Origin of the sequence: Methylomusa anaerophila (assembly GCF_003966895.1) — a bacterium.
GTDB lineage: Bacteria > Bacillota > Negativicutes > Sporomusales > Sporomusaceae > Methylomusa > Methylomusa anaerophila.
Map to the genome: position 1 here is coordinate 1,600,793 of NZ_AP018449.1, position 14,028 is coordinate 1,614,820.

Annotated in this window: 9 protein-coding genes; 6 read left to right on the plus strand and 3 right to left on the minus strand. The window is 54.2% G+C overall.

Annotated elements, in window-relative coordinates:
* Positions 1 to 40 precede the first annotated feature (40 nt).
* From MAMMFC1_RS07020 to MAMMFC1_RS07045, 6 genes are all read left to right on the plus strand, one after another.
* The gene (locus MAMMFC1_RS07020) at positions 41 to 1,147 is read left to right on the plus strand and encodes an ABC transporter substrate-binding protein (RefSeq protein ID WP_126307676.1); all 1,107 of its coding nucleotides are present in this window, start codon (positions 41 to 43) and stop codon (positions 1,145 to 1,147) included.
* A 180-nt stretch (positions 1,148 to 1,327) separates the two neighbouring features.
* Entirely contained in the window at positions 1,328 to 2,437 is a 1,110-nt protein-coding gene (locus MAMMFC1_RS07025) for an ABC transporter substrate-binding protein (protein ID WP_126307677.1), read from the plus strand.
* Positions 2,438 to 2,551: 114 nt separating this feature from the next.
* Positions 2,552 to 3,637, plus strand: coding sequence for an ABC transporter permease (locus MAMMFC1_RS07030; protein WP_126307679.1), 1,086 nt, complete (start codon positions 2,552 to 2,554; stop codon positions 3,635 to 3,637).
* Between the two features lie 28 nt (positions 3,638 to 3,665).
* Complete coding sequence (locus MAMMFC1_RS07035) at positions 3,666 to 4,418, plus strand: ABC transporter permease (RefSeq protein ID WP_126307681.1); 753 nt, start codon at positions 3,666 to 3,668, stop codon at positions 4,416 to 4,418.
* Between the two features lie 86 nt (positions 4,419 to 4,504).
* The gene (locus MAMMFC1_RS07040) at positions 4,505 to 5,824 is read left to right on the plus strand and encodes a nitrogenase component 1 (protein WP_126307683.1); all 1,320 of its coding nucleotides are present in this window, start codon (positions 4,505 to 4,507) and stop codon (positions 5,822 to 5,824) included.
* Positions 5,825 to 5,856: 32 nt separating this feature from the next.
* Positions 5,857 to 7,329 (plus strand): nitrogenase component 1, encoded by a 1,473-nt coding sequence (locus MAMMFC1_RS07045; RefSeq protein WP_126307685.1) that lies wholly within the window; start codon positions 5,857 to 5,859, stop codon positions 7,327 to 7,329.
* 305 nt (positions 7,330 to 7,634) lie between these two features.
* Here MAMMFC1_RS07045 and nifJ read toward each other — a convergent pair whose 3' ends face one another.
* The 3 genes from nifJ to MAMMFC1_RS07060 form a co-directional block, all read right to left on the minus strand.
* Positions 7,635 to 11,171, minus strand: a complete 3,537-nt coding sequence (nifJ, locus tag MAMMFC1_RS07050) for a pyruvate:ferredoxin (flavodoxin) oxidoreductase (protein ID WP_126307687.1) — start codon at positions 11,169 to 11,171, stop codon at positions 7,635 to 7,637.
* A 22-nt stretch (positions 11,172 to 11,193) separates the two neighbouring features.
* On the minus strand, positions 11,194 to 12,438 hold the full coding sequence (locus MAMMFC1_RS07055) for an NAD(P)-dependent malic enzyme (RefSeq protein WP_126307689.1): 1,245 nt from the start codon (positions 12,436 to 12,438) through the stop codon (positions 11,194 to 11,196).
* 121 nt (positions 12,439 to 12,559) lie between these two features.
* On the minus strand, positions 12,560 to 13,894 hold the full coding sequence (locus MAMMFC1_RS07060; RefSeq protein ID WP_126307691.1) for a 2-hydroxycarboxylate transporter family protein: 1,335 nt from the start codon (positions 13,892 to 13,894) through the stop codon (positions 12,560 to 12,562).
* Between the last annotated feature and the right edge of the window lie 134 nt (positions 13,895 to 14,028).

A 14,028-nucleotide genomic window follows, 5' to 3' on the forward strand; every position in this document is an offset into this window, starting at 1 on the left:
GCTTGAAATAGATGAGAGGAAAATTAGGGAGGTAAAAAATATGGCTGACAGAGGCCAAAAGAAGAAATTTATCATACTCGGGGCTGTGGTAGCAGTTCTGGCAGTGGGGATCGGGGTTGGCAGCTTTCACGGACAAACAAAGAAGGGAATTGGCGATGGCACTGTGATCGCGGGAGCAGTTGGCTTAAAGGACTTAAAGAGCGGCGGCTATGACCCGGCCGCTTCCGGGAAAAACGTCATTACCCTGAAGACGAATACCAAGAAAAACTGCGGCTCCACGCCCTGGGTCATTGCCGAGAAAAAAGGCTTTTTTGCCGCGGAAGGCCTGAACATTGAGTATACTGGCGAACTGACCAACCCCCAGATCCTGCCTTCCGTACTGAACGGAACCAATGACATTGGCGGCGCCCATATCAACGCACTGGCTACTTATATAGCCGGCGGGGCCAAGATCAAAGGGGTCACTTTAGCGGACGTTGATCCCACGCCTGGCTCAGGGGTGGATCCGAAATACCGGCATATGCGCTTTTATCTGAATCCAAACCTGGGTATCACCACCCTGGCGGAATTGGTGGCCTTGCGAAAGGGCCAGCCAATTACGGTTAGCGGTACGAAGCCTAATTGCACGACCTTTATCGCCGACAACGCCTTTGATCATTTAGGTTTTGACCGGAAGCAAATTCAATATGTGACCTTCGACAGCGATACGGCGGCGCTGCAGGCTGCCCAGCAGGGTAATCTGGATATTGTCGGGGTTCACCCTCCCTTCTACAAGCTGGCGGCGGATTCCAAGCTGCCGCAAGTATTTGACACGGCGGACACCGGCCTTGGGGAAGCGGCAGGCTCCTTAGCTTATTACTTTACCGACAAAGTCATTGCGGAAAACCCGGAAGGCGTGGCGCGCTTCGTCCGCGCCATCAAGAAGGCGCAGGCCTGGAGCGTAAAGCCGGAAAACGCGGAGGAAGCCATTCAATTGACTGCGGCTTATATCGGGCAGCCGGTCAACGCAGTTCACTATTATTATTCCGGCACAGGCTTCCCGGACAGGTTGATTCAACCCTGGCTTGACGATCTTGTTAAAGACGGTTTTCTGAAAGACGGGCAGCTGACTGTAAACGATTTGATTACCAAGAAGTTTGACAATTAAATAACCGGGTCGAAAACAGATAGACCGGATAGTCCGGGGGACGCCACAGTCCTCCGGGACTATCGGGATAATAAACATTTACCGGTTTGACAGGCGCGCAGCCCAGTCCGGTTTCCCGGAAAACAAGCCCGGATTAACCGGCTTGAGATAGATGAGGGGAAGAATTAGGGAGGTGAAAAAATGGCTGACAGAGGTCGAAAGAAGAAATTTATCATTATGGGGGTCGTGGCAGCAGTTCTGGCAGTAGCGATCGGGGTTGGCAGCTTTCATGGACAAACGAGGAAGGGGATTTCAACCGGAAATGAAATCCAGGGAGCACTTGGCTTCAAGGACTTAAAAAGCGAAGGTCATGATCCGACCGCTTCCGGGAAACAGGTACTGACGCTTAAGACGGACACCAAGAAAAATTGCGGCTCCACGCCCTGGGTCATTGCCGAGAAAAAAGGCTTTTTCGCCGCGGAAGGTCTGAACATTGAGTATACCGGCGAACTGACCACCCCCCAGATTTTGCCTTCCGTGCTGAACGGAACCAATAACATTGGCGGCGCCCACATCAACGCGCTGGCTACTTATATAGCCGGCGGGGCCAAGATCAAAGGGGTCGCTATATCCGGCGTTGACCCCACGCCGGATGTGGATCCGAAATACCGGCATATGCGCTATTACCTGAGTCCGAAATTGGGGGTCAACACCCTGGCGGAATTGGTGGCCCTGAGACAAAGCCAAAACAAAAAGGTTACGATTAACGGCACCAAGCCGGTCTGCACGACCTTTATCGCCGACAACGCCTTTGATTATTTAGGCTACGGCCGGGAGAATATCCAATTCGTATCTTTCGACAGCGATACGGCGGCGCTGCAGGCTGCCCAGCAGGGCAACCTGGATATTGTCGGGGTTCACCCTCCCTTCTATAAGCTGGCGGCGGATTCCAAGCTGAACATGGTATTTGACACGTCGGACACCGGCCTGGGGGAAGCGGCAGGTACGGGAGTTTATTACTTTACGGAAAAATTCATTGCGGAAAACCCGGAGGCCATAGCGCGCTTCGTCCGGGCGATGAAAAAGGCCCACGCCTGGAGTGTCGATCCGGCAAACGAAGCGGAAGCCATTAAATTGACCGGGGATTATATCGGGCAGCCGGTCAACGCGGTTCACTATTATTATACCCGCAGAGACTTCCCTGACAGGCTGATTCAACCCTGGATTGACGATCTTGTCAAAGACGGTTATCTGAAACAAGGACAGCTAAGCGTAAACGATCTGGTTACCAAACAGTTTGCCAACAACTAGATCGGAAATAGACCGGAGTAAGCCGATAGTCCGGGGAACGCCGCAATCCCCGGACTATCAGCTGTTTGCGCTCGCTGCGCCTGGGCGCGGGAGGAGAGGAGGCGGGATGAATTCGTGAGGTTGGAGGCAGATTCGCTCATTTACCGTATTATGCTGCGCTTGTCCGGTATTTTTCTGGTGGCTGTACTCTGGGAAGTGCTTCCCCGCCTGGGGATTGTCAGCCAGACCTTTTTGCCGCCTTTGTCTGTGGTCTTGCGCGAGGTGGTGCATCTGGCGCTGACTCAGCATTTGTTGGGGCATGCTCTGGCTACCTTGTGGCGGGTGATGGTGGGGATTGTTTTAGCTGCTTTGCTGGCAGTTCCGCTGGGGGCGCTGCTTGGTTATTGGCTGCCCGGCGCAGCGGCTGCGCTGAATCCTTTATTCCGGATTTTGGGGCAAATCAATCCGTTTTCCCTGATGACCGTGTTTTTGTTGTTTTTTGGGGTAGGAGAGAAAGCCAAATTGGTTGTCGTTACCTGGGTTGCCGTTTGGCCTTTAATTCATCATACGATTACGGGCATCCAGGCGGTTGAGCCTGATTTGCTTAAAGCCGCCAGAAGCATGGGGATATCCAAAAGTCAGTTGTTTTGGCGCGTGCTGTTCCCGGGAGCCGCCCCGGCGGTCCTGCTTGGCATACGCTCTGCCGCTGTCTTGCTGCTGGCTATTCTGGTGGCGGGGGAAATGCTGGGAGGATTGGCCGGGCTGGGCTGGCTTCTCCATTGGGCGAGCAATTACTATGTCTATCCTTATGCAACCGCCCCGGTGTTCGCTGTGGGTCTGTGCATCTCCCTTGTCGGCGTGGGCCTGAGCGTCGCTCTCCGCCAAATAGAGAAGGGACTGTTCTTCTGGAAACCTTCTGACTCCATCTGGGATGGCAAAGCGCAGGATCAGGGGAAAGTACGCGTACCGGGCCGCAGCTTCCCTGTGGTCGCGGCAGCGGTAATGCTCGGGATTTTGCTGCTGGGAGGCGTGGAGATCAACCGGCTGAACCACTTGAATAACAGTTTTCCCGGGGAAAACGATATTCCGGCCCTAACCGATCACAGCCAGCATAGGCCGCAGGAAAACGGGGAAAGCACGCCGGGAAAGGATTCCGGCAATAACCAGGAGGAGCACTCCGGTCATAAAAACCACTCCGGTCACTCCCCTAAAACAAATTGATCTGCCGGGAAGGCAAGGAGGGGAATCAATGAGTATAGGCGTATCTTTGGCAAAACGTTATGGTTCCGTATTGGCCTTTCTGGCTCTTTGGGAGATCAGTTGCCGGCTGGGCTGGGTTGATTCGCAGTTTATCCCTGCTTTCTCCCGGGTAGTGACCTTCATTGCGGGCCAGATTGCGGGAGGGCAGTTATTTACTCATTTGGAAATCAGCCTGGGGCGCGCCGGCGCCGGGTTCCTGATTGCTTCCCTTGTCGCCGTCCCCCTGGGCGTGCTGCTGGCAGGCTGGTCGGAGCGGGTACGCCTGGCCCTTGAGCCTTTAACGGAATGGCTGTCTTATATTAATCCGTTTGTGGTCTTCCATATTATTATTGTGTTCATGGGGGCAGGGGAAGCGACCAAGGTGACCATAATCGCCTGGGCATGTATCTGGCCGATTGTTTTCAGCACCTTATCCGGCATTCTTCATGCTGACCCGGATATTGTCAAGGCTGCACGTTCCCTGGGCTTAAGCCGTTTCCAACTAACTGTAAAGGTCCTGTTTCCCTGCGCCTTTCCTGCCATCCTGACAGGGATGCGCCTTGCGGCAGGCTACGCCCTCTTGTTCCTGATTGCCGCAGAAATGATGGGGGCCAGTTCCGGCCTTGGCTGGATGATCTACCGGGCCCAGAACACTTATCAGCTGGTGGAAATGTTTGCGGCTGTTACCGTTATTGCTGCGCTGGCTGTAGGCATAGACGCGATCATGTCCACTATCGGCAAGCGTCTATCCTATCGGTTGTAGCCGGCGACTTATATTTTTTTGCTACCGGCAGTAACTCAAAAGAAACAGTAACTCAAAGAAAATAGAGATAGAAAGGGTAGATAGTTATGGGAAAATGTGTTGAACAGTTAAGGCACGTCTGCGCTCTTGGCGCCTACCAATCGGTATTGGCCATTGAGAAAGCGGTGCCGGTGCTGCACGCCGGCCCGGGCTGCGGGGCCAAGCTTTGGGTTACGCTGGGACTGCAAAACGGCTGTCAGGGATCCGGGCAAACAGGGGGGCACGCCATACCCTGCACCAATGTTACGGAAAAGGAAGTTATTTTCGGGGGTGCGGAAAAACTGCGGGAGGTCCTGGGCAATTCCCTGAAAATTATGAATGCCGGGCTCTATGCCGTTCTCACGGGCTGCACTTCGGATATTGTGGGCGATGATGTGGGGGAAGTAGTCGGGGATTTTCAAGAGCAGGGCTTTCCGGTCATCTATGCGGAAACCGGGGGCTTCAAAGGCAGCAACTACTTTGGTCATGAATTGGTGCTGGAGGCGATTATTAACCAGTATCTCAAGCCTTCGGCTGCCGCTACGGAAAAAGGGCTGATCAATATCTGGTCGGTTGTACCCCTGCAGGACACCTTCTGGACGGGTAATCTGGAAGAATTAAACCGATTGATCGGCTTGCTGGGACTGAAGCCCAATGTGATCTTTGGGCCGGGGAACGGCTTAGAGGCCCTCAACAAGGTGCCTAAGGCCCAATACAACCTGTTGATATCCCCTTGGGTCGGGCTGAAAAATGTCAAGCAGCTGGAGGAAAAATTCGGAACTCCGTACATTCACTATCCCGTCTTGCCGATCGGGCCTACCGAAACCGGGAAATTTCTGAGGACGGTGGCTGAAGCGACGGGGATTCCGGCGGCGAAAGCGGAAGCGGTTATTCGCGGCCAGGAAAGCAAGTATTATTACTATATTGAGCGCGCGGCCGACATCCTGTTGGAAAGAAATCTGATGCCCAAACATTTTGTCACCATCGCGGACAGTTTTTATGCCCTGGGAATTTCCCGGTTCTTAGTTAACGATATGGGGTTATTGCCCAATAAACAATTTATTACCGATAACGCGCCGGAAGAAGCGAGGCCGGGTATCGCCGCCGAGTTCCAAAATTTTGTGGACGGCATCACCGCCGAAGTCACTTTTACCCATGATGGCGGTGAAGTCGCCGAATCCCTGCGCCAGATCAAGTTCAGGGGAAGACCGCTGATTCTGGGCAGCGCCTGGGACCGGGTGGTGGCCAGGGAAGTCAACGGTTACGAGCTGTCCGTTGCCACTCCCGTCAGCGACCGGATGGTGCTGAGCCGCGGTTATGTGGGATACGAGGGCGCGTTGCGGCTCACGGAGGATATCTACACCGTGATCCTCAACAACTTCCAGTAATATCAGAAAAAAGGAATGGGGGGTATAGTCCGATGACAATCAATATTCAAAGCGAAGAGGCCCAAACCCGTGAAAACAGGCTGGGCGCCATCACGGGGTATAAAGGCACAATCAAAAGCCTGGTGGAACAGGTCGGCTGCGGCAGCCTGAAAAACAAGGAGAGATGCTTCAGCCAGACCAGCAATTGCAGTTCGGGCTGCGCCCAGGGTCAGCTGGCCTCAATTAAAGACGCGGCCGTCGTGAATCACGGCCCTTTGGGCTGCTCGGCGGAGATTATCGGCACCAATGTCCAAACCCAGATGTTCCACACGGTTAATAATATAAAGCTAACGACGGTCAGAGTTTTGAGTACCAATATGGGCGAAAACACGACCGTTTTCGGCGGGGCTGAAGATCTGAAGGAGGGGGTGCGGGAAGCCTTCCGGCGATTCAGCCCGAAAGCCATCTTTGTGACCAGCTCCTGTGCCTCCGGGATTATCGGCGACGACCTCAAAAGCATCCTGGCCGAGGTGGAAAAAGAACTGGAAATTCCCGTCGTGCCGGTTTTTTGCGAAGGTTTTCGTTCCAAAGTCTGGGCTTCGGGATTTGACGCCGCCTACCATGCCGTTCTCACCCGGATTGTGAAGCCGCCGGTCCAGAAACGTCCCGAACTCATTAATGTCATCACCTTCAGAAGCAATCTGGGCCGCTTTGCGGAAATTGAGAAGATTCTCGCCCGTTTTGGACTTGTACCCCAGTTCGTGCTGCCGGACAGAACGATTGAAGAATTATCAAGAATATCCGAGGCGGCGGCGACTCTCAGTGTGTGCGGAACCTTGGGGGGATATTTGGGCAACGGTCTGGAACAGCATTACGGCGTGCCTTTTGTCAAGGCTTTGCAGCCCCACGGCATAGCCGGCATCGAAAACTGGCTGCGGGAGCTGGGGAAGGTTGTCGGGAAGGAAAAAGAAGTGGCAGCTTATCTCGCCGAGGAAAAGGAGCGCACCCGGCCGGAGCTGGAAGAAATCAGAAAAAAACTCCGCGGGAAAAAAGCCGTGATCGGCATGGGACCCAGTTTCTCCCACAGCTACGCCCGAGTGCTGCAAGAGCTGGGGGTAGAAGTGATTTGGGCGGCGGCCTGGCATTTTGACCAGTGCTACGATCATGGAACCATACCTGAGGCTGCGCTGGAACTGGCTTCCCGGGAAAACGACGTGCCGGTCAGCGTTGCCGACCAGCAGAACTTTGAAATGTTGAATCTTTTGACCAAGCTGAAACCGGACTTTTATCTTTCCCGGCATCCCGGGCTTTGCGTCTGGTCAATGAAATTAGGAATTCCTTCCCTGATGATTGCGGACGTCTTCACCGCCCTGGGGTATGAAGGGACGGTGGAATTCGGCTACCGGATCCTGGATACCCTGGCCAACAACAGCTTAGCGCGCAACCTTTCCCAAAGAATCGACTTGCCCTACAGTGACTGGTGGTTCAGCCAGGACTCCTTCAAATTCCTGGAAGACGTTGTCTAGGGAGCATGAGGCGGCGGGTTAAATAACCATAAGCGTCCCGGTGGGATGATTGCACCGGAGCAGCGCAGGCAAATTACGGCAGTCTCCGGCTGCGTCCGGGAAAAATGGCAGGAAGCCTGTGATTTTCAAAGGCTTTCCTGCCATTTTTAAATTTATCCAATTTCGAAGACGCCCACTTCTATAAGTGGGTGTTACCACTTCCAAACTTCGGTGGGGGTAGAGTCCCCCACCGAAGCCCCGAAGTTTAGCAGAAGCTAAACGAGTTCACTTATTCTGGTATTTGGCGAAAGGCTGCCGTTCGACTATTATATGCCCAATTCTTTCTCCGATGTTTGCGCCAGCCGCTTGTAGCCGGCCAATCTTTCCGCCGCGTCCTTAGCCGTTTTGGCAAACAACTCCTCCGCTTGCTCCGGGAACAGTTTTTGCAGCGAGGAATAACGCACTTCCCCCAGCAGGAACTCCTTGAAATCAGCGGTAGGCTCCTTGGAATCCAGCGTAAACGGATTTTTGCCCAGCTCTTTCAGCGCCGGATTGTAGCGGTACATGGCCCAGTAGCCGGCTTCCACGGCCCGCTTGCCCTCCAGCTGGCTGTTGCCCATGCCCAGTTTCAGGCCATGGTTGATGCACGGCGAGTAAGCGATGATCAGGGACGGTCCGGGATAAGCCTCGGCTTCGGCGATCGCCTTCAACGTCTGGTTTTTGTCGGCTCCCATGCAAATTTGCGCCACATAGACATAGCCGTAGCTCATCGCCATCATGCCCAGGTCTTTTTTCTTCGTCCGCTTGCCGCTGGCCGCGAACTGGGCAATGGCCGCCGCCGGCGTGGCTTTCGAGGACTGACCGCCGGTGTTGGAATATACTTCGGTGTCAAAGACCAGCACATTCACATCCTCGCCGGTGGCCAAAACATGATCGAGACCCCCGTAGCCGATATCATAGGCCCAGCCGTCGCCGCCGAAGATCCACTGGGAACGTTTGACAAAGAAATCCTGATAGCCAGAAATTTCATCCAGCAGGGCATTCGTGCCCCGGACCGCCGTGAGGGCGGTGCTCAGCTTATCCGCCCGCTCCCGGGAACCGGCGCCCCTATCCTTTTTGTCCAGCCACTCGGCTAAAGCCGTTTTCACTTCCCCGTCAGCCAGAGGCAGCGCCGCGGCAACCCTGGCTGCCAGCCGCTCCCGCACCTGCTGCACGCCCAGGTGCATGCCCAGGCCGAATTCGGCGTTATCTTCAAACAGGGAATTGGCCCAGGCCGGACCGTAACCGCGCTTGTCGGTGCAGTACGGCATGGCCGGCGCGGAAGCGCCCCAGATGGACGAACAGCCGGTGGCATTGGCAATCATCATCCGGTCGCCGAACAGCTGGGTCACCAGTTTGGCGTAAGCGGTCTCCAGACAGCCGGCGCAGGCCCCGGAGAACTCCAGGTACGGCGTTTCGAACTGGCTGCCCCGGACCGTTTCCTTTTTCACCGGATTCGCCTTGGGCGCAAGGTTCATGGCATAATCCCACAGCTGCGCCTGGGCCAGCTGGCTGCCCATGGGCTGCATGACAATCGCCTTTTCCTTGGCCGGGCATACCTGGACGCAATTGCCGCAGCCGGTGCAGTCATAAGGCGATACCGCCAGCCGGTAGTGCAGGCCGTCAGCACCGGCAACCGGCTTGGTTACGAACCCGGCGGGGGCGTTCTTTACCTCGGCTTCGCTCACCAGCACCGGCCGGATGCAGGCGTGGGGACAAACGAAGGCGCATTGGTTGCACTGGATGCAATTGTCCACCTGCCATTCCGGCACCTCAACGGCGATGCCGCGTTTCTCATAAGCGGCCGTCCCCGGCGGGAAGGTGCCGTCAGTCAGGCCCATATCCTTGAGCACGCTCAGGGGCAGCTGATCCCCTTCGGTGCGGTTCATGGGAATAACTACCTTCCGGATGAATTCAGGCACCTCTTTCCCGGCAACTGCCGAATCGCGGGCCTCCTTCCAGGCGGCGGGAACGGCAATCTTAACCAGGGCGTCAACCCCCTGATCAATGGCGGCGTAATTCATATGGACCACCTTTTCCCCTTTGTTGCCGTATTCGTCCACAACCGAAGCCTTCAAGTACTTTACCGCCTCGGCAACCGGGATGATGTCGGCCAGTTTAAAAAATGCCGCCTGCATGATCATGTTAATGCGGCCGCCCAGACCAATTTCTCTCGCTATTTTTACCGCGTTGATGGTATAGAAATTCACCTCGTTGGCGGCGATAAACCGCTTCATAGCCGCCGGCAGGTTTGCCGCCAGCTCCGCCTCCTCCCAGATACAGTTGAGCAGGAAGGTTCCCCCCGGCTTCAAACCGGCCAGCACGTCGTATTTCGTCACATAGGACTGGTTATGGCAGGCAATAAAGTCTGCCTGGTGGATCAGGTACGGGGACTTGATCGGCCGGGTGCCGAAACGCAGGTGGGAAACGGTTATGCCGCCTGATTTCTTGGAATCATAGGCAAAATAGCCCTGGGCAAACAAATCGGTTTTGTCGCCGATAATCTTAATGGCCATCTTGTTGGCGCCCACAGTGCCGTCCGAACCCAGTCCCCAGAACTTGCAGGCCCGGGTGCCGGCCGGCGTGGTATCGATAGCGGCCCCCAGAGGCAGGGAAGTATGGGTGATATCGTCCACAATCCCCACCGTAAAGCCGTCTTTGGGCGCCTCGCTCCTGAGATTTTCGTAAACAGCCACGATTTGCGCCGGCACCACGTCTTTGGAACCCAGGCCGTAGCGGCCGCCGACAATGACCGGCTGCCACTGCTGGCGGTAAAAAGCGTTCTTAACATCCAGGTACAAAGGTTCGCCGGCGCAGCCGGGTTCCTTGGTGCGGTCCAGCACGGCGATTTTGGCCACGGTGCGGGGAATGTATTTTAGGAAGTGCTCAATGGAGAAAGGGCGATACAGGTGAACGGTCAGGAGGCCGACCTTTTCTCCCCGGGCATTTAAATAATCAATGGTTTCCTCAATCGTTTCGCAGACCGAGCCCATGGCGACAATCAGCCGGTCGGCGTCCGGCGCGCCGTAGTAGTTGAACAGATGGTACTCCCGGCCGGTAAGTTCTTTCACTTTCGCCATATATTTTTCCACGATTGCCGGCAGGGCCAGGTAATACTCATTGCTGACCTCCCGGCCCTGGAAGTAAATATCCGGGTTCTGGGCCGTGCCCCGGGTTACCGGATGATCCGGATTGAGGGCGCGTTGGCGGAAGGCGGCCAGCGCGTCCTGATTCACCATTTGCGCTAAATCGTCATAATCCCAGGTTTCAATCTTTTGAATCTCATGGGAAGTCCGGAAGCCGTCAAAATAGCTCACAAACGGCACCCGGCCCTCGATGGCCGCCAGATGGGCCACTGCTGCCAAATCCATGACCTGCTGCACACTGCTTTCGGCCAGCAGGGCGAAACCGGTCTGGCGGGTGGCCATTACATCCTGGTGGTCGCCGAAGATATTGAGGGCGGCGGCAGCCACGGCCCGGGCGCTTACGTGCAGCACCCCCGGCAGCAGCTCGCCGGCGATCTTATACATATTAGGAATCATTAACAGCAAGCCCTGGGACGCGGTAAAGGTGGTGGTCAGGGCGCCGGCCTGCAGAGAGCCATGCACGGCGCCGGCCGCGCCGGCTTCCGATTGCATTTCCACAACCCGGACCGGTTGGCCGAAGATGTTTTGCCGGCCGGCCGCCGCCCAGCTGTCCACGTATTCCGCCATGGTGGACGACGGCGTAATGGGATAGATGGCCGCCACTTCCGTGAATGCGTAGGCTACGTGGGCGGCGGCGCAGTTGCCGTCCATGGTTTTCATTTTCATTTTTTTGGTCATACAGGATTCCCTCTTTCGTTGTTTATCTTTCCCGCTTATTTTTACTCAATTTAATCCGGGTGGCTGTATTTGCCCGTATTTCTTCGGGATCAACCTGAATTCTCGCCACTCCCGTTTCCATTGCCGTTCGGGCTACTGCGGCGGCAACCGCCGGAGCTACTCTTGGATCGAAGGCGTTGGGAACAATAAAGTCTTCTTTAAGCTCGCTTGCCGGAATCAAATCGGCAATAGCGTATGCGGCGGCAATTTTCATGGTTTCATTAATTTGCCGGGCGCGAACGTCGATTGCGCCGCGGAAAACTCCGGGAAAAACGGTAACATTATTAACTTGATTGGGAGCGTCAGACCGGCCGGTACCTGCGACTTTAGCCCCGGCGGCCTTAGCTTCAGCGTAGCTGATTTCCGGTACTGGATTGGCCATGGCCAGCACAATGGCATCAGTATTCATGGAACTAATAATTTCTTTAGTGAATGCGCCGGGAACCGAGACGCCCAGGAGGGCGTCGGCTCCCCGCGCCATAGCGGTTAAATCGCCTTGCCGTTTTTCTTTATTGGTAACTTTGGCAAGCTGCTCCTGCACCCGGTTTAGTCCAGGCATTCCGTCATATAATGCTCCGTGGATATCTACAATAATAACATTCTGCGCTCCGGCATTGACCAGCAACCGGCCGATGGCAGTGCCGGCAGCACCGGCACCGTTTACAACAATCGCCGCAGTCGCCAGATTTTTTTTGACCAACCGCAGTGCGCCGATAAGCGCCGATAAGGCAGCAATCGCTGTGCCGTGCTGATCATCATGAAATACCGGGATATCCATCTCGGCTTTCAGTCGGTCTTCGATATCATAACATTTGGGTGAAGAAATATCCTCCAGGTTGATTCCGGCAAAAGTTGGTTGCAGGAGCTTTACCGTTTCAATAAATTTGTCAGGGTCTTTGGTATCCAGGCAAATGGGAACGGCGTCAACATCACCAAAGGCTTTAAATAAAACAGCTTTGCCTTCCATTACCGGAATAGCGGCCTCCGGCCCGATATCACCTAACCCCAGCACCCGGGTCCCGTCACTCACAACCGCGATCATGTTGCCCCGGCAAGTATATTCAAAGGACAAATCTTTATTGGTTTTTATGTCCTTACATGGTTCGGCTACACCGGGTGTATAGGCCAAACTAAGATCGTGCCCGTTGGCCAGCGGCACTTTGCTGACGACAGCCAATTTCCCCTGATAATCTTTGTGCATTTTCAAAGCTTGTTCTCTAATATCCATATTAACAACTCCTTCACAGTCAATTCTTTGAACCGCAGAGACGCCTACACTATTTCCCTCCATGTCCCGACGTCTCTGCGGTTAGAATGGTTTAATAAGGGCGCAAGCACTTTTATTCCGTTTAGTGCCACAACTTCATCAACAAAGTGGCCGTGACTATCATACAGGCACCGCCGATCCTTGTGGATACCTGGGCAAAAGGCATCAACTCCATGCGGTTGGAAGCTGACAGGATGGCAACATCGCCTGTGCCGCCCAAGCCGCTGTGGCAGCCGGTTACAATTGCCGATTCGATGGGATACATATTCAGGTATTTGCCGATAAAGAACCCTGATGTTATCATTGCCAGCACAGTGGAAGCGCAGATGGCGATATAGGCCGGCGTTATCGCTGCGATAACATCTTTCCACGGGGTGTACAATACGCCCAAACCTACCAATAAGGGCCAGGTAAGAGTGGAGGAGATGAACCGGTACATGTGGTAAGCGCCTTGCTCCATTCTTGCCGGCATTATTTTGCTGTATTTGACAATGGCCGCAGTGAAAATCATAATAATGGCTCCGGGAATGGCGATAAATTGGTTAGCTAAATTGCCGAAGATGAAAAAGCTGCAAGCTATAAGCAACCCAGCTCCCATCAACGGGAACTCAATAGGCTTGTCGCCAGACTGGGTTGCCAGGAATTCTTGGTCGTCGCCGGTTTTAATTAACATGCCGTTGCCAGTCAGTTCAGAGCGCTTTTCTCCCAGACGTTTAAGAAACCCGGCACTTATGATGGCTACGATGTTACCCAGCATTGCCGCCGGAATGAGCTGGGGGATGAAATTTTCCTGCGGCTGCTGCAAGATTTCCGCATAAGCCAGCGACAGCGGCAGGATGCCTTCGCCGATACCGCCACCGACAATGGGGATAACGATATAAAAGAAAGTGCGGTGAATGCTGTAACCAAACAGCAATCCTGCCAACAGCCCGGCGGTTATAGCTGCAATCGTGCCCACAACCAACGGAATAAACATCCGGACAAACCCTTGGATTAATACTTTTCTGTTCATGCCCAGGATGCTGCCTGCTACCAGACAGGAGATATACAGGTAAAGGAAATTGGACCCTTTCATTAACGCGGTGATGGATTTCATGGCAGCAGGATTAATCAATTCGTAAAAGACCATAATAGAAGGGACAAGTATCGATAGAATAGCCGGACCGCCGATATCTTTTAAAACCGGAATCTTTTGCCCGATATCACCCAGAAGTACCCCCATAATCATAATGATGGCAAAGCCGCCGATCATATCTGCGGGAAGCCTGTTATAAACCGATGCGGCGAAAATGACAGTCGCCAAGACCAGATACAGGGGTAAAGGAACAACCCCTACTTTGAGACTGATGATCTGGGAAAACATATCGGTCGAAGCTGGGATCTCCTGATGCAAGTTTTTCACTTTTAAAGTGCTCATAAAACATACCTCCTTTTTGGCTTTCATGTTACAGCGATTTCTACAGCATGCATAGCTTATTGAATTTTTTAAAAAGTTTAGTAATTAAAGTAAGTAATAAATGAGTGGTCTGTAAACAGACCACTCAGAGATAT

Excerpts from the sequence above, each read along its gene's own strand:
- MAMMFC1_RS07020 (WP_126307676.1), top strand. The coding sequence starts at position 41 with ATGGCTGACAGAGGCCAAAAGAAGAAATTTATCATACTCGGGGCTGTG.
- MAMMFC1_RS07025 (WP_126307677.1), top strand. The coding sequence starts at position 1,328 with ATGGCTGACAGAGGTCGAAAGAAGAAATTTATCATTATGGGGGTCGTG.
- MAMMFC1_RS07035 (WP_126307681.1), top strand. The coding sequence starts at position 3,666 with ATGAGTATAGGCGTATCTTTGGCAAAACGTTATGGTTCCGTATTGGCC.
- MAMMFC1_RS07040 (WP_126307683.1), top strand. The coding sequence starts at position 4,505 with ATGGGAAAATGTGTTGAACAGTTAAGGCACGTCTGCGCTCTTGGCGCC.
- MAMMFC1_RS07045 (WP_126307685.1), top strand. The coding sequence starts at position 5,857 with ATGACAATCAATATTCAAAGCGAAGAGGCCCAAACCCGTGAAAACAGG.
- nifJ (WP_126307687.1), bottom strand. The coding sequence starts at position 11,171 with ATGACCAAAAAAATGAAAATGAAAACCATGGACGGCAACTGCGCCGCC.
- MAMMFC1_RS07055 (WP_126307689.1), bottom strand. The coding sequence starts at position 12,438 with ATGGATATTAGAGAACAAGCTTTGAAAATGCACAAAGATTATCAGGGG.
- MAMMFC1_RS07060 (WP_126307691.1), bottom strand. The coding sequence starts at position 13,894 with ATGAGCACTTTAAAAGTGAAAAACTTGCATCAGGAGATCCCAGCTTCG.